Genomic DNA, 16,451 nt, shown 5'->3' on the forward strand with positions numbered 1-16,451 from the left:
TTTAAATGTTTTGATAAGGATAAACAATAGAGAAATATATTACTATTATTTAGTAATTTTAATAATACTTCCCGTCACTTCTTCATTGAGGCTTTTTTTATCAAATCCAAATGGAATTTTATCTATTGACCACCCTTCTCTTTCATTAATGTTTTTATTTTTCAAGCTATCAGTTATATCATAACCCTCCAATATCATAAATCCATTTTTAATATTAACAGAATCATAAACAACAAGATATTTTCTTCCCTTAATGAAATTTCCATCAGCATGAGTCTCTTTTATCCCTTTTTGTGTATAAAATTCATAATCATAACCATCTCCTGTTGATTTACTATAAAATCTATCCGTAGAAATAGTTCCAGTTGTATATTTAAGATTTTTAAGCATTTCTTTATTTAGTATTGCTGTATCTGAAAACTTAATATATAGAATTAAAAATACCAACAATAATGCGCTAGCAATAAGTAATTTTATACTGTCTTTATTATCATCCATAAACTTATTTATTTTCAATAGTAGTGGGAACGGGAACCTGTTGGTTTATACTTTTATCTGCCAGATTAAACAAAAGCTGGGTAGATGCTTCATAAACTATTTTTCCTACAGGTGTTTGAGCACCACCAAGACTAGCTACACCTAACAAAATTGAAGAGGTAGTCCCTCTTGCAACAAGATTTGATACGCTTGCTTTACTTGTATCACTGAAATAAGAATTTGCTGTATTTGCAGATACATTTACTGCAACACCTGCTAAACCTCTCAAGGCTGTAGAACCACCTCCAAAAAAACCATTTATTGCAGTTTGCCCAAAATTCACATTTCCATTTACACTATATTGTGCCACTATATCAACACCTCCTCTAAAAGCAGATAAACTTAAATAGGATGAAACTGAAGATGCTCCAGTAAGCGTAGCAAATCCTCCCAGTGCAAAAGGGGCTGCTAGCATTCCTCCAAACATATAATAAAATCCATTTGCAGCTTGAGCTTCAGGTGAAGCCGCTACTGCAGTACCAAATCTGGATGAGTTATCCCTGTAATTATTCCAAGAATCCTGAGAACCTAATCCAAATAATGCATCATCTATAGCATCTCCTAAGTCAAAATTATTTTCCTGTGAAAGATCTGCTAGGAAAGACCTGTCTTGCTCCTTGTAGGAAGGATCTACCGGGTTAGACTGCCATTCTTTTTCTCCGTCTTCTCTAAGTTCGTAATCTACAGCCTCATCTACTGGTCTGTTTGCATATCTGGCGTATTTTTCATCATTATTATCCTGTGCTTCCAGCCCTTCCAATTCTCTTGAGTTAACTACTCTGTTTTCTGAGAAATTGTAATGAGATTGGTAGGCATATTTTTCACTCAAAGGATCTATATTAAAAAATCGTCCTATAGATGGATCATAATTTCTCCACTTGAATGAGTTCCAATTTGTATCCGTCTGTTTCTCCTGCCCCTGGAATCCATAGTTATAATTTGGAGAAATACTTTCAGTGTTACTATTGCTAAACTCCATTCCAAAAGGATAGAAGTTAGCAGTGCGATCAATTTTAGTATTGTTATTAGCATCTCTATAATAGGCTAACCTTATATTTCCTACCTGATCTTTGTACTGGTATACATATTTGCCCTGTACAAAATCATAATATCCTTCTGCAGTAGGTATAAACGTCAATAAGGGCGGAATCATTAATAAGGCTCCCTCAGTATCATACTGAAATCCATCATTATATTCTGTCACTTTATAAGCTTGCGAATTGTTTTTTACTATTCCGTAGGTATATACTTTTTTAAGTTTTGTACCATCTGCACGATAAATATATTGAGTGGTTATATTTTTGGTTTGCAGTGGTCCACCGATCGGATTTCGAATGTTATAAGTCTTGTCAAATTTTATGGATCTTGGCAAATTCAGTAAATTATAATCAATTTGTAAAATACCTTTATCAATATGATCTTTCATGTTTCCATTGGAATCATATGAAATTAAATTCCCCGAAACATCGGGATAACCACTATAATTGGTAGAAGAATCCGTCACAGAATCCAGTCTGTTTCCAGTATAAGTATATGCTAAATCATCTATTTTAATTTCAGTTTGTGAAAACCCTTTAGCTTTTCTTAAAAGGGACATAATATTCCCATTTAAATCATAGGTTAAACTTTCATTATAAAAGTTATTAGCTGGAACAAAAGAGCTAGGTTCAGAATATACTCCAGACAACAATCTATCTAAGCTATCATATTTGTAATCATATCTTCTAAAAGTCCCGTCGTCAGATGCTTTCCAGTCTATCTGCGCAATATTACCATTAAATTTTCCAAAACTAGATGATTCAGGATTGTTATATTTTATGGAATATCCGAATAAATCATCATTCAAATTGGTGGGATTGTTAATTCCTGTCAACCAACCACGAATGTTGTAAGTATAGTCTACAGTCTGAATTGGATTATTTCCTGTTCCTCCTATTTGTTTGCTTCTTAGCTGGGATAATTCATTGTAATTATTTACTGCCAGAATCTCTTCAGGATTGGAGTTTACCTTATGCTTGCGGATGGTAAGCCTGTTCTGATTATCATATACAAAACTTTCTTTGATGATGGTTTCTTCATCATACTCTGTTCTTTTATGATAGGTATAAGACTCTTTTACTTCTCCTGTAAAGCCCAATTCCGATTCGATTTTGGTATAGCCGCCTAAATAATTAACGGAATGAGAACCAATAGCTCTTCCTTTCAAGTCATACCAAATATAGTTTTTTGTCCAACTATCATCTTCAATGTTTTTAACATACGCAGCAGTCGGAAGGCTTTTAGTGCTTATACTTTTTGCTGAACTTAAAGCATCCTGGGGTAAAACCGGATGAGTAAGAATAGATGAAGGAATTACAGGAGTTCCTTGTGGATAGGTATCATAATAATTTACGGATAGAAGGGTATCCATACCAGGAAATAATCCCTTGGTATAATATACCTGCATTCCATTTTGGGTAAAGCCAGTTACATCCCTTGATTCAACAACAGTTAAGTTACCTGCTTGATTCTGCATACTGGTTCTATCTCCTCCCGGAATAGTTCCGGTGTAGATAACTCTACCGAACCCATCATATTTGGTAATCATCCACTTTCCCTGCTGCTGCAAGTTGGCATCCTGAGTTAATATCAATCTATTGGCTTTATCATAAACGAAGGAATCCCATCGCCAGACACCTGTTGATGCATCAAGTCCTTTGCCTGGAAGCTTTTTTTCTACAAGACGACCTTGAATATCATACTTATACTGGTAACAAAGGTTATCAAGAGTAGATTGGTCTATAATAGTTTTTACTGCTGCTAAAGGCGGAATTATATAAACCAATTGGTTATAAAAATTATAAACATAGTATGTATCAAGATTTACTATATTCCCACCATTATTATTTTCTTTTCTTATAAGAACCGTTTTCCCCAATTTATTATTAAACGTAATCGTTCTGTTATTATCTTCATCGGTTACTACGGTTTTATATAATTCACCTTCATTGAATAGGTTAATCTTTGAAATGGCGTTCAAGAGTACTTTCTTGGTATCATCCCAAGAAACGTTAATCATGTATTTTTTTACAGCATCTGAACTTTTATTAATTTCAATACTTGACTTCTGTGTTTTTCCTGAACTCAATGTCCATTCATCTCCAGGATTAGATTGTTCAGATATCTTTGTAAGGAATGATCCATCGTGTACGAATTCAGAATAGAAATTACTTGTACCATAAAATCCGGTACCATTACTCGTTGGGCTGGTATTAAAACTTCCGTTACCTGTACTTGTTTGGGGAATAGGTAAATAACTCTTTGACTGAACTCCATAATTATCATACTCAAACGGAATTACCATATCATTCCCTTGGGGGGTTGATTTTATACTAATAATCTGTTGTGGTCTATTTAAACCGTCTAGGTATTGAATATTTTCTATTTTTTTTACACAGCCTTCATCTAAGCATGTTTTTTGGTAAATATAATTTTTAGACGTTGTCCCATGGTTGCTTTGCGACAGTAAAAAATGATTACCTATAAATAGAAGAAGGGATATATTTATAATTTTTTTCATTGTTATTAATTGTTACTGTTTATAATTATATTCAAACTCCTTTATTAGATTCCCATCCATGTCTTTAATCTTTATTAGTCTACCAGCATTATCATAGATGTATTTTTGGGTTATTCCACTTGGGGGAATATTATGTGTTATTCCGATAAGTGGGTCATAGGTCGTTGTGGTTATTTGATAATTCTTCAACAAACTATTATTCCTTAAATTATTAAGTGAATCTATGAATGTTTCCTCAGTAGAAGAGTCTTTATCAAGGTTTGATTTATTTACTATTTCGCTAGAAAGATAAGTTGTCGGATTAGAGTTTGGTGATAACCCTAAAGCATTCATCACTATCTCATAAGATGCTCCTTCAATTTTTGCAATAGGACGGGTTTGGTAATAACCATAAAGTATAGTTGTAGGAATACCATCTTGTCCTGTGTATTGTAATAAATTCCCTTTATTATCGTATAAATCATAAGTCATTATTCTTACATCTTCTTGTGAGTTAGTAGCTTCATAAGCCCAGCCCGGTTTGGTTATACATCTATATTCATATTTAGGAAGTACCAAATTACTGGTAGATGCATCTTGGGCAAATACCGTTTTATGAACTTTGCTATTAGCTTCAGTAGGGTTAACTAGGTCTATATCAATATATTCATAGGTAAGAACTGGAACATTTATTTTATTGATAGATTTAAGTAAATTAACAGTACTAACTAAATTGAAGGTTGGAGTAGTGCTTAATATTGCATCTTCAGGATAAAAGATATCATTGACCAAAACGCTTTCTATAGAACCACTGCTATATATATCGACTGCTAAAAGTTTCCCTACACCAGATATATAACTGGATGGATTAAGATACTTATATTCAATTCGATCTGTATTTGTTCCTGATAATAAGTAATCCTTTACTGTCGTTTTGGCAGGGCGTAAAAATTTTTGAATATAATTAACAATTATAGAACCTTGAGAACTAATGGTAGTATTACTATATGTTTGAGATCCAGGCTCAATAACAAAGTCCAAAATAGGTTTATTTGATCCAAATTGACTTTTGGTAATTAACTTATTATCATAGATGTATTCTTTAACTAAGGCATTATTTTTATCAAATAACTTCATGTTCTTCCTCACTCCATATAAACCTGGATTGGTATATGAGTTATACTTTAATCTATACGCAGAATTGGTATTTAAAAATTCCGCCATCGAAAATTTAGAAAAAAAAGTGGCAAATGAATCTTTGGAATACTGCAGCATTGCAAAAGGAGACTGTAAAGTATTATTTAATGGATAATCTTTAACCGTTGTATATTCTGTCGCCTGTTTTTTATTATCAGTTATTTTTTCAACTCTTGAATATTGTATATTAATATTTCCAGGAGAATCATATATTTTGAATAGTCTCTGTAAATCATCTGAAGCAAAGTTTGGAAGACCATTATAATTGGTTATTAGCATTGGAGGCTGCGCAGATAAATCAACATAGGATGTAAATAACTGAGCCCTAGGATAACCGATAAATGGAGGAGTCATCATGACACCAGACGATGAGCCATTTTCATTTTTATAAAAATATGATGTTGTGCTTTTTACCTGATTTTCATCGATATTGTTGATTTTCTTTATTCTCAAACCAGGTGCTTTTTGATAATCACCCAGTATTAAGAAATCATTCAATTCATATTCAAAACTCTTGATTCCTTTGTTAGGGAATTCAATTTCGGTTAGAGTTCCTATTTTGGTAAAGTTTAAATCCGGATCTCTGGTTATATAATTGTCTCCATAATGTATTGGATGCATCGTTACATTATTATTGACTAAAGCATCATGATGAATTTCAAATGGTAAAAGAGACCATTCCATCTGATCTGGGTAATAATATACATTATCTGCATAGCTTTGTCCATAATTGTCACCACTTATGAATTCATTGGTTTCCTTATAATATCCTCCATAATCATATGCTTTTGAACGTATGTTTGGTAAATACTCATCGTCTTTATATTTAAATTGATATTTTTTTCCAGAATTTACTTCTTCAATACTCAATAACTTAAGACTTTTTCCATCTTTTGAAGAGATCCCCATCCAAGTGTTTTGATATAAAAAGTATCCATAATTAAAGTTATATTGTTGAATGAGTTTATTATTATAGTCATATAATTTGATTGAACTAAGTGCTTTTTCCGGATTCTGCGTATCCTGCCTTATAAAATCATATTCATACACCAGATACCCTTCATCAAATTTTATTTTTTTTAAATCTTTTGTTTTAAAATAATTTACAGAACTTTCAATCCTATTATATTGATAGTTTGTATTATTTTTTTGCCCTCCATCTAAAAAGGGGTTTGAAGAAAGAAAACCGTTCAACTGTAAGCCCGTTACCCCATTGTTGATGATGTCAGGATTAATAACATTTACATACTTACCTATAAAATCACTAATAAAAGAAGTACCAGGGGCTGCTTTAAAACGGCTATACGTTTCTGAACGTATTTCTCTTGAATGTGATGTAGATATTATATTATAATCACCAGATGGAGCATATTCAAAATTCACTTCCCTATTGGTGGAGAGATCTTTTATTGTTGAAATCTTCCAGGAAGAAACATAGGGCACTCTATCAATTGTACCTCCATAGAAATTAACTGGAGATTCCGAATTATAATAATTTGCCATTTCATAATCGTTGAACTGATATTGAATCCCATCATCTGTATTAATGGTAAAATTAAAAAAGTCAGTAGTTGGAATATTACTCACTTCATAACGAGTTTCCTTTAATTTGGATATTTTTATTGGCTTATCGGATAATAATCGTGGCGTGTTTTCATTTTCAAAATAGAATACATGTCTTTTATTTATAGTATTCAAGAAATAGAGATCCGGTAAGTAATCTAAATTGGCAGAATCCTTGTCTGTATTTGAGAAAAAATATTTAATATTCTTTTTCACTTTCTTAAAATATCCGGTCCTTCTTATTTTAGGAACCGCCCCTCCATCATCCATATCATGTGCATCCTGAATATCACGAGTGATGTTAATATCAGCAAGAGACCATCCTAAACCGACATTCCCAGCTCTTTGATTCACCTTTATTCCCCCAGTATTATATTGTAACTTAATGGGAATTTTAATATTCCCACTTTTTATATTAAAAAGAGGAATCTCAACATTAGCTTTCCCTTCTGCCTCATTGAGTTCAGCTTTTGCAACACTAAAGGACCCATTAAAAGATGTGAAATCATTATTTTCCTGAGAGAATAGAAAATTTGCGATAAAAATAAAACTCAATAAAATATATTTTTTCATAATTATTTTGTCCATTATTTTTTGATCAATTTAGTGTTAGCAGTTTGAGTTTGATTGTCCTATGTCTGAGCTCTCACCATCATTATATAAGCTCCCTGAACAATGTTGGAAGTATTAATTTTGGTCACCTTATTTTTAGTGGTTAAGGTTTGGATTTGTCTTCCTGCCATATCATAAATACTTATTTCTGCTTCCTTAAAGTCAAAGCCTATCTCAGCATAACAGTAATCAGATACTGGGTTAGGATAAATCTTCATTGGTAATCGTTCAATCAGGTCTTCCACTTGCTTGTCTCCTAATTTTACAATCTTCCAGTTCTCTTTTCCAAACTCTTCAGCACTTGTTCCTGCCAAAATGATGGAACCATCTCTCCCCATAATTAAATCGGATAAACGCTCTTCTTTGTGTCGGGAATTACCATTGATGTACTTTCTCCAAACTTCATCACCATTTTGATTGAGGTACAGCATCCAGAAAGTTTCGTCATTTTCTGTAATTCTTACTTCAGCCCGTGTGTAGCCTCCCAGTAAAAATCCTTTAGATTCAGAATCTTTCGCATTGGAAACTACATTCAAACTCATTAAAATATCTCTGTTTTTAAAAGAATAAGATTTTTGCCAGATTTCATCTCCTTTTTCATTAAGTGCTATCAACCATAGATCTGTTCCTTCATCTATGCCAACATTTTTATTCCCGGATCTGTCAGAACGGCTTTCTCCTCCTATTACAAATCCAGTTGCAGTCATCGCCATGGTTCTTAGATGATCATCTCCAATTCCACCGTAATTCTTTTCCCATTCTACTTTTCCATCTTTATTCAGCTTAATGATCCAGTAATCTCCTTCTCCATAATTTTCAGTTTTCTTGGAGCCTCCTTTATTGCTTCTAGAATAAATGCCCAACAGAACTCCACCATCTTTTGTAGGAATCATTTTTTCTACCTCATCCAGCCCCTTTCCTCCTATGATCATTTGAGAGATTTCTTTTCCGTTCTTGTCTAATTTTACGATTATAACATCCTTAGAACCATAGCCTTTTTCTGAGTTCTGAACATTTCCAGCCACAAAGAATCCCAAATCAGTGGTTTGAATCACGGATTTAGCTTCTTCATCAGAAGAAGTTCCTATTGTTTTCTGCCAAAGTTCTTCTCCCAATTCATTGATTCTAATTACCCAGATATCCGATCCTCCACTGGAATCTTCTTTCTTATCCAGTCCTTTTCCTGAAAAAGAAGTTCCGGCTAACAAAAAACCTCCATCTTGAGTAGATAGAGATGCTGAAAGATAATCATGGTTCATTCCTGAAAAATATTTTTCCCAGACCTCTTCTCCTTGTTGGTTGAGCTTAACCAAATGGAAATCGTAACCGTTGTTTTGTTTGCTTTCTGTAGAAAGTTTTTGTGACTGAATAGAACTTCCTGTAATCAGATACTGAAGATCTAAAGTTGGAGTCACTTGACTTAGAAAATTCTGGGAGGAAGAGAGAATATCTTTCTGCCATAGCACATCTTGAGCTGACATGCTCAAAAATATGCACAAGAACAGTGTGCTAATGTAAAGTTTTCGCATCGATGTATTAATATAATTATTTTTATAAATTTACATTATTTCATCGAATGGCGAAAAAAAATTTAAAAAGAAGCCTCATTCACTTCTTTTCCTCTTTGGAAGTTCATTGTTTTCTGGCTGCCTTTGTAGGCGATATACCAGATTGACCTGCTTAGGAAAAGTGCTTAAAAGGATCGTGTTTTTAATCTTCAGGATATTGATATCCGGAACGCCTCTGGTCTCAAAATACACCCATACAGTTTCTCCGCTGACCTGACTTCGTGTGAACGTTATCGTTTTAGGAGCCCCATTGACAAATATATCAAAATTATTGTTCACACATTTTTTACCTCTGCTTCAAATCTTTCCGTATTAAGGTTGATTTTGATATCAGTGAGCTTGATCTTGTAACACTTTTCTGGTTTACACGATTCTAATCTATTTAAAAATAAAAACCACTGCTGATTAGACTGTACCCAAAAGTTTAGACACTTTTTAGGGTATGTCCAGATGCAGTGGTTTAATTATTTCCGTTTATTTAACCGTAATCGTTGGGTCCCAGTAAAAGTAACCATACAGAATCTGTTTGTTACTGTCATTTGGATCTAAAATATACAATGCAAACTGCACATAGAAGTTTTCTGTTCCTGTGGCTTTTACTTTTGAATCAAAGCTTGAAAATGTGATGTCTGCAGTGTTGGCGGGAAGCCCGTTTGAGGAGTTATAGTTCGGAACTACTGCCTGTTTTCTTTCTACGGCATTATATACAAAATTATTAAATACCTGATCTCCGGACCAATATTTAATATTGTAGATAATCACGGCATCATCAGAATTCTGATAAATTGAAGTGCCTCTGAAAGATACTATATCGCCGGCTCTTGCACTGAAATTTAAATCAGCGGATCCTTGTCCGGAAATCGCATTCGCGTTGGATACAATCATATGCTGACTGTTGTGGTCAATTCCTGTGGGATTATTGGGGTCCTTGCTTGGGTTAGAGTAGCGGGATCTTACATAATCCGTGTCGATTACTACCAGAACATCTATTTCCTGGCTAGATGCATTGAGTTGTGCGTCCATGATATTAAGTTTTTAGTTTGGTGTATTCTTACTCGTTTGGCTTTTCAGATTCCGCCCCGTTATTTGTGTGATACAGGTTTCACATCTTTAGGTGTAATTACAATACAAATGTACGTTCCTGGAGTTTAATAGGTTAGGGTGTAAATGCTGAAATTTTAAATTAGGTGTTTTTACGTAATTAATCCCTTTTTTGTGATTTGTTTCAGATTGTAAACAAAAAAATACCCCAAAAGTTAGTCTTTCAGGGTACCCATTTATAATGGTTACATCTAATTCTTATTTAAAAAGAAACCTCATTCACTTCTTTTCCCCGCTGGAAATTCATCATTTTCTGGCTGCCTTTATAAGCGACACTGACCAGGTTGATCTGCTTAGGAAAAGCACTTAAAAGGATTGTATTTTTAATTTTTAAGGTGTTGATATCTGAAACGCCTCCGGTTTCAAAATACACCCATACAGTTTCTCCGCTTACCTGACTTCCTGTGAAGGTTATTGTTTTGGGAGCACCATTGACAAATACATCAAAATTACTGTTCACATATTTTTTCACTTCTGCTTCAAATCCGGCTGTATTCGGATTGATCTTAATCGCATCAGAGATATGGCTTGTATTCATTTTTGTGGTAAACTTCAATGTCTTGCTTCCATCAATATAATCCACTTTGGTCATTGAAGAGAAAAAGTCTACATACATAAAACTCATTAACACAAAAAATGTTAAAATTCCTGATATATATAAAAGTTTTTTCATCTTAATTAATAGATTTACAATCATACTTGCTAGTTATAAGTCACAAATAATATGCCAATTAAAAATTTACATTCACAGAATATTTATCATAAAAAGCTTTAATATGCGCTACCGCCTCGTCAGCAGTATCTACCACACGATAAAGTTCCAAATCATCTTCTGCGATCATTCCTTCTTTCAGTAAAGTTGCTTTGAACCAATCCAGCAATCCACCCCAGAAATCACTTCCTACCAGTACGATCGGAAATCTGCCGATCTTGTTGGTCTGGATCAGGGTTATAGCTTCAGTCAGTTCATCCAGAGTGCCGAAACCTCCGGGCATTACCACAAATCCCTGGGAATATTTTACAAACATTACCTTTCTCACGAAAAAGTAATCAAAATTCATTGAATAGGATTTGTTGATATAAGGATTGAAGTGCTGTTCAAAAGGAAGGTCGATATTAAGACCAATAGATTTTCCTTTTGTATTGAAAGCTCCTTTGTTTCCTGCTTCCATAATTCCGGGACCGCCTCCGGTAATGATCCCGAAACCTAATTTGGTGATCTTTTCAGCAATTTCCACTGCCATTTTATAGTACTTATTCTCCGGTTTCAGACGGGCTGATCCAAATATAGAGACGCATGGGCCAATCTTAGCCAGCTTTTCATAGCCATCTACAAATTCAGCCATCACCTTAAAGACCATCCAACTGTCTTTGGTGATCGTTTCATCCCATGTTTTTTGTCTGAAGCTGTTATGCAGCTTTGTTTCGTTTATGTCAAGTTCCGGATTTACTAAACTTTCATCCCTGGTTCCATCAATTTCCATTGCAAAAATTATTTAAAATATTTTTCGGCTTCTATTACAGATTCAGGTCTCCCGACATCTATAAGAATATCATTGTGTACAAAACCGTGGATATGCTCGGTCTGCATCAGATCCAGATATTCTTCCATAATAGAAAATTTGCCTGTCCTTTTTATTTTTCCGAAGATCGCAGGATTGATACAATGAACGCCACTGAATGCAAGAGCCTTAAAGCCTTTGTTGAACTCAGCCAGCCGCTGTTCTCCTGTCTGTACATTCAGCCAGCCTCTCAAAACCATATCGTCATTGAAGAGGAGCTTCCTCGAACTTTCACGGTCCGATACAGCTAAAGTAGCAAAATCTTTTATCTTTTTATGATATTCCACCAATGCATTGATGTTGATGTTGGTTAAAATATCTGCATTCATGATTAAAAAATCTTCTCCGTGATCGAGAAATTTTCTTGCAAAAATCAAGCCGCCGCCGGTTTCCAATAATTCATCGGATTCATCAGAAATATCAATCTTACATCCGAAATTATCATTTTTATTTAAAAAATCAACAATCTGACCTCCAAAATGATGGATGTTGATGACAAAATCTTTTATTCCGAAACTGTTCAGATAATGGATATTTCTTTCCAAAAGAGGAATGTCATTTACTTTTGCCAATGCTTTCGGATGGTGGTCAGTAAATGGTTTCAGTCGGGTACCTTTGCCTGCGGCGAAAATGAGAGCCTTCATAATATGATGCGTAATGAGTGATAAGTAATGAGTAATATAAAGTGAATAACAAGTAATAGAAGTATTACCTATGGCATATTACTGATTACTGCTGTTCAGTTGAGGTTGTTCGTCATGGTGAAGGCTTACTGCTGTTCCCTCCGGGTATTTTTCTTTAATGAATTCCGCGATTTTTATGGCAGAATATACCGATCTATGCTGCCCTCCCGTGCAACCGAAATTGATCTGCAGATGTTCAAATCCTCTCGCTAAATAATCTTCAATATTGATTGATACAAGAGATTTTACAAGCTCCAGAAATTTAGGCATTTCAGTTTTGGTTTCGAGATATTCCTGAACGCCAATATCATTTCCCGTCTGGCTCTTATATTCTTCGATTCTTCCCGGATTTAAAATTCCCCTGCAGTCAAAAGCGAATCCGCCTCCGTTTCCTGACGGGTCTTTAGGTATTCCTCCTTTTTTATACGAAAAACTGTGTATGTCGATGTGTAGCATTTTTATTTTTTTTAATTTAAACCATTAAAGTGTTTTCGGGGTAAGTTAAGTTTTTTGATTATAACCTTAGTGTCTTAATGGTTTACATTTAATATTTCTTGAATTTTTTGTTGTGTTTTATCAGTCGCTAATTGTTGGATGACCTTTTCAAGTTCCGGATAATTTTTCATTTGTTCCCATGAAGCCGCAAATTGTGTAATATTCCGAATTCCTTTTTCCAGACTTGCCATGAAGTGCTGCTTTCTCTGAATAAGTCCTCTGAACCCATATGCCCCCAAAACCTGTAAAAATCTCATCATCTGGATAGGTTTTATACTGCTTTTCAATTGGTCTTGTACTTCAGGATCTGTAAATTGCCCGATATAAAATTCCAGCATTTCATTTTTGAAATCTTCCGGGAAATCAGCTTTAGCCTGAAATAAAAAGGAGATGACATCATAGATTAAGGGTCCTTTCATTGCAGACTGATAATCGATAAATGAAACCTTATTCTCTTCATTGACCATGATATTCCTGGCCTGAAAATCCCGGATCATGATTCCTTTAGGCTCCAGTCCCTCGATAAGGGCTGCGATCTGTTTGAATTCTTTCAGGAGCGTAGATTTGTTATACTCAAGTTCCAGAACATCAGCAACGAAATTTTTGAAATAATAAAGGTCATGGATTATCGGAAGCTCGTCATAGCTTTCATATTCAAACGTTTTAGAAAAGTCTATTTTTCCCTGAGTTTGTATCTGTAACCGGAAAAGCTTTTCCAGAGTCTGCTTTACCAACGATCTTACATAGGGTGATACGCTTTCTTTGGAGATCACTTCCGAAAGGGTATGGCTTCCCAAAAATTCCTGCACATACATCTTTCTGTCATCTGAAACAGCGAGAATAGCAGGCGTATTAAGATCCAGACCGGAAAATACTTTAGAATAATAAAGAAAGCTTTCATTTTCCGGGATATTTTCGTTGTAAGTGATGATAAACTTTTCGGTACCGGCGGAGGCCAGAAAGTTCACTCTTGCAGAGCCACTCTGAGCTAATGTGATGAATTCGGTCGATTTCTTACCTAAGCGGTTTTCAAAAAATCGTTTTGCATTTTCAGAAGTCATAATATGGAAACAAATATACTAATTTAACATGAGTTGTAAATAGTGAGTAATTATAGTTGTAAAATGTATGATCAGCAGCAGAACAGAAGGGAATTTAAGCGTTGGACGGAGATGGTTTTTTTGTTTTTATAGTGAATTAAATATCGCTTTAAGCAAAATTTAAAATATCCTTTCTGAAGACCCTTTCCCGAATTTGTGATTTAAATATACGCTTTCTCCGCTCAAAATCAGCTTAGTTTACCTGCTAATTTTTATCTTTGCAATATGTTTAAGGATTTTAAGCCGGTTTTAGGAATCTTACTTCGTTTCATCATCATCTATCTGGTGTTGCTTTTTGCCTACCAGTTTTATCTCAACAGTAGTAAAAATCTTGGGTTGGATCCTTTTTCAAGAGTGATCGCCAATCAGGTAAACAGTCTGCAAAATGCTATAGGCTATAAAACTGAACTCTATGATGATATAGAGAATGGGCAGGTTTGGTTTTATGTCAAGAACCAATATGTGACCAGAATGGTGGAAGGCTGTAATGCTGTTTCTGTGATGATCTTATTCGTATCTTTTGTGTTTGCGTTTTATAAAGGAGCTAAGACGTTTCTTTTTGTGGGGGCAGGACTGGTTTTGCTTTACATCATGAATCTTCTCAGAATTGCAGGCTTAAATATTGTAATGGCAAATCATAAGGAATATGGTAAAATGTTCCACGATTTTGTATTTCCTTCCGTTATCTATGGAAGTGTTGTGCTACTTTGGCTGATCTGGATCAAATTCTTTGCTTTAAAAAATGAAAATTCTTAATTGGCTCCTGGTGATCGCGGGCATCTGTGGTCTGGTAAGTGTCAGAATCTTTGAAGACACTCTTTTTTATGATCCTTTTCTTAATTACTTCCATGAAGCTAATCAGAATATTGATTTTCCGTCATTTGAATGGGGGAAACTGATTGCGGGATATCTGTTTAGATTTGCTTTAAATCTTTTGTTTTCATGTCTGATCATATACGGTTTATTTAAAAGAAGGTCATGGACCATACAGGGACTTATAATGATGGTTATCGTTTTTGCTATTGCTTTTCCGATCTATCTGTACTGTATCCATGATAAGTTTGAAACAGGATATCTTTTTTCCTTTTATATGAGAAGGTTTGTCATTCAGCCTTTGATTATCCTGCTGATTGTTCCTATGTTTTATTACAGGAAGAAGATATCTCAAAAAGATTATTTTCAGTAAAAAACGCTGAATTTTATTCAGTTATAAACTTGTCTTACATAATTATTTTCTTGACATTTCTTTTGACAGTTGATAAATTGATTTTAAATGGTTTACATAAGTTAAATGTCAGGAAAATGCGACAAAATTTGTTGTGATTTTTCTACAGATATTTTGAGGTTTAATTCATATGTTTGTGATAAGTTTAACAGAAAAATCATAAATTATGAAAAATTTAAAAAAGCTTTCCAGAGAAAATCTTAAAAGTATTAGAGGAAGTAGACTTCGTCCCAACTATGGAGGAATAGGGTGTTCAGATGCTTGTACGCCTGGAAATGGCACTTGTGAACAGTATGGACTTAGCTGTGGAATGTGGGTGACAACGGGATCGGATGGAAGTATTACTACTGCCTGTCTAAAATGTTTGTAAATGCAAAACATAACTGATACTTTATAAAAGTTAATTATGTTAGAACACAACATTTATCAAAATTTTGTAAAATGGGAAAAATTATTTTCAGTGCATTCATATTTATAATCAATTTGTTGCATAGCCAAAATATAACTTGTTTATATGAGCTAAAATTTAGACCAAATCCACTCAAAGATAGTTTGGTCGTCAATAGATTTTATCTGGATATCTATGGAAGGCAATCTATTTTCAGGTCAGAATTGGAAAGGAAGTCAGACTCACTAATAGAAAGAACGAACTTAGGATTAGGAAGAAATGTATTTTTCATTACAGATTTATTTGCCAAGAAAAATTTAGATACAGGAGAAATTCAAAAGGTAATTATTACTCCGACTATGAGAAGCCGATTTTTCATAACTATAGATAAGCTGAATTGGAAAATTGTAGATGAAAAGCAGAAGATTGGAGATCTGCATTGTCAGAAAGCAGAATTAGATTATGGAGGCAGGCATTGGGTTGCCTGGTTTACAGAGTCTATAAATCTACGGGAAGGACCTTATATTTTCAACGGGTTACCTGGTCTGATTGTTAAAATATCAGATTCTGATTTAGATTATGATTTTAGTTTAATACAGTTAAAAAATGTGAAAAATAGTGATTTTTTTATTCCTCAAACGGGAAAGAAAATAAGTTGGGAGGATTTTCAAAATATGATGCAAAATTATTATAACGATCCTTTTTATGAAATGAAAAGTAGTGGTATGAAATACATGGTGGGAGATGATAAGGGAAATGTTTCTACCTTAAGCCCTAAAATAATTTTAAAAAAGTTTCAATTTAATTTTAAAGAAAATGGGAATAATCTTATAGAACTTGATAAGGTATTACTTTTTTAATAAACTATTCTGTTTAGCTATA

General features: G+C 34.0%; 15 protein-coding genes. 4 read left to right on the plus strand and 11 right to left on the minus strand.

The features are described 5' to 3' along the window. Positions 1-45: 45 nt before the first annotated feature. The 11 genes from AC4IF5_RS05875 to AC4IF5_RS05925 form a co-directional block, all read right to left on the minus strand. Complete coding sequence (locus AC4IF5_RS05875; RefSeq protein WP_490732574.1) at positions 46-498, minus strand: hypothetical protein; 453 nt, start codon at positions 496-498, stop codon at positions 46-48. 4 nt (positions 499-502) lie between these two features. Next, the gene (locus AC4IF5_RS05880) at positions 503-4,096 is read right to left on the minus strand and encodes a DUF6443 domain-containing protein (RefSeq protein ID WP_490732576.1); all 3,594 of its coding nucleotides are present in this window, start codon (positions 4,094-4,096) and stop codon (positions 503-505) included. 12 nt (positions 4,097-4,108) lie between these two features. Next, positions 4,109-7,408, minus strand: a complete 3,300-nt coding sequence (locus tag AC4IF5_RS05885) for a hypothetical protein (RefSeq protein WP_490732578.1) — start codon at positions 7,406-7,408, stop codon at positions 4,109-4,111. A 59-nt stretch (positions 7,409-7,467) separates the two neighbouring features. Beyond that, positions 7,468-8,928 (minus strand): T9SS type A sorting domain-containing protein, encoded by a 1,461-nt coding sequence (locus tag AC4IF5_RS05890; protein ID WP_490732580.1) that lies wholly within the window; start codon positions 8,926-8,928, stop codon positions 7,468-7,470. A 123-nt stretch (positions 8,929-9,051) separates the two neighbouring features. Further along, positions 9,052-9,294 (minus strand): DUF6702 family protein, encoded by a 243-nt coding sequence (locus AC4IF5_RS05895; protein ID WP_490732582.1) that lies wholly within the window; start codon positions 9,292-9,294, stop codon positions 9,052-9,054. A gap of 195 nt (positions 9,295-9,489) precedes the next feature. Next, on the minus strand, positions 9,490-10,038 hold the full coding sequence (locus AC4IF5_RS05900; RefSeq protein ID WP_490732584.1) for an inclusion body family protein: 549 nt from the start codon (positions 10,036-10,038) through the stop codon (positions 9,490-9,492). Between the two features lie 280 nt (positions 10,039-10,318). Further along, a complete protein-coding gene (locus AC4IF5_RS05905) occupies positions 10,319-10,789 on the minus strand; it encodes a DUF6702 family protein (RefSeq protein ID WP_490732586.1) in 471 nt (156 codons plus the stop codon). Between the two features lie 58 nt (positions 10,790-10,847). Further along, positions 10,848-11,600, minus strand: a complete 753-nt coding sequence (locus AC4IF5_RS05910; RefSeq protein ID WP_490732588.1) for an LOG family protein — start codon at positions 11,598-11,600, stop codon at positions 10,848-10,850. 8 nt (positions 11,601-11,608) lie between these two features. Further along, the gene (locus tag AC4IF5_RS05915; RefSeq protein ID WP_490732590.1) at positions 11,609-12,322 is read right to left on the minus strand and encodes a nucleotidyltransferase family protein; all 714 of its coding nucleotides are present in this window, start codon (positions 12,320-12,322) and stop codon (positions 11,609-11,611) included. Positions 12,323-12,400: 78 nt separating this feature from the next. Continuing rightward, positions 12,401-12,817 carry a RapZ C-terminal domain-containing protein gene (locus AC4IF5_RS05920; protein WP_490732592.1) on the minus strand — a complete coding sequence of 139 codons (417 nt, stop codon included), beginning with the start codon at positions 12,815-12,817 and terminating at the stop codon, positions 12,401-12,403. A 74-nt stretch (positions 12,818-12,891) separates the two neighbouring features. After that, entirely contained in the window at positions 12,892-13,917 is a 1,026-nt protein-coding gene (locus tag AC4IF5_RS05925; protein ID WP_490732594.1) for an aminoglycoside phosphotransferase family protein, read from the minus strand. Positions 13,918-14,181: 264 nt separating this feature from the next. On the opposite strand from AC4IF5_RS05925, the gene xrtF reads away from it, so the two are divergent. The 4 genes from xrtF to AC4IF5_RS05945 all read left to right on the plus strand — a co-directional run bounded on the left by xrtF (position 14,182) and on the right by AC4IF5_RS05945 (position 16,429). Then, the gene (xrtF, locus tag AC4IF5_RS05930; protein ID WP_490732595.1) at positions 14,182-14,712 is read left to right on the plus strand and encodes an exosortase family protein XrtF; all 531 of its coding nucleotides are present in this window, start codon (positions 14,182-14,184) and stop codon (positions 14,710-14,712) included. Continuing rightward, positions 14,699-15,142, plus strand: coding sequence for an exosortase F system-associated membrane protein (locus AC4IF5_RS05935; RefSeq protein ID WP_490732597.1), 444 nt, complete (start codon positions 14,699-14,701; stop codon positions 15,140-15,142). Before xrtF ends, AC4IF5_RS05935 begins: the two co-directional genes overlap by 14 nt. 205 nt (positions 15,143-15,347) lie before the next feature. Beyond that, entirely contained in the window at positions 15,348-15,551 is a 204-nt protein-coding gene (locus tag AC4IF5_RS05940) for a bacteriocin-like protein (protein ID WP_490732599.1), read from the plus strand. 71 nt (positions 15,552-15,622) lie between these two features. Beyond that, entirely contained in the window at positions 15,623-16,429 is an 807-nt protein-coding gene (locus tag AC4IF5_RS05945) for a GLPGLI family protein (protein WP_490732601.1), read from the plus strand. Positions 16,430-16,451 lie beyond the last annotated feature (22 nt).

The organism is Chryseobacterium sp. UF-290 (genome assembly GCF_058245615.1).

Coding starts and splice junctions, on each gene's coding strand:
- AC4IF5_RS05875 (WP_490732574.1), bottom strand. CDS start 498: ATGGATGATAATAAAGACAGTATAAAATTACTTATTGCTAGCGCATTA.
- AC4IF5_RS05880 (WP_490732576.1), bottom strand. CDS start 4,096: ATGAAAAAAATTATAAATATATCCCTTCTTCTATTTATAGGTAATCAT.
- AC4IF5_RS05885 (WP_490732578.1), bottom strand. CDS start 7,408: ATGAAAAAATATATTTTATTGAGTTTTATTTTTATCGCAAATTTTCTA.
- AC4IF5_RS05890 (WP_490732580.1), bottom strand. CDS start 8,928: ATGTCAGCTCAAGATGTGCTATGGCAGAAAGATATTCTCTCTTCCTCC.
- AC4IF5_RS05900 (WP_490732584.1), bottom strand. CDS start 10,038: ATGGACGCACAACTCAATGCATCTAGCCAGGAAATAGATGTTCTGGTA.
- AC4IF5_RS05905 (WP_490732586.1), bottom strand. CDS start 10,789: ATGAAAAAACTTTTATATATATCAGGAATTTTAACATTTTTTGTGTTA.
- AC4IF5_RS05910 (WP_490732588.1), bottom strand. CDS start 11,600: ATGGAAATTGATGGAACCAGGGATGAAAGTTTAGTAAATCCGGAACTT.
- AC4IF5_RS05915 (WP_490732590.1), bottom strand. CDS start 12,322: ATGAAGGCTCTCATTTTCGCCGCAGGCAAAGGTACCCGACTGAAACCA.
- AC4IF5_RS05920 (WP_490732592.1), bottom strand. CDS start 12,817: ATGCTACACATCGACATACACAGTTTTTCGTATAAAAAAGGAGGAATA.
- AC4IF5_RS05925 (WP_490732594.1), bottom strand. CDS start 13,917: ATGACTTCTGAAAATGCAAAACGATTTTTTGAAAACCGCTTAGGTAAG.
- xrtF (WP_490732595.1), top strand. CDS start 14,182: ATGTTTAAGGATTTTAAGCCGGTTTTAGGAATCTTACTTCGTTTCATC.
- AC4IF5_RS05935 (WP_490732597.1), top strand. CDS start 14,699: ATGAAAATTCTTAATTGGCTCCTGGTGATCGCGGGCATCTGTGGTCTG.
- AC4IF5_RS05940 (WP_490732599.1), top strand. CDS start 15,348: ATGAAAAATTTAAAAAAGCTTTCCAGAGAAAATCTTAAAAGTATTAGA.
- AC4IF5_RS05945 (WP_490732601.1), top strand. CDS start 15,623: ATGGGAAAAATTATTTTCAGTGCATTCATATTTATAATCAATTTGTTG.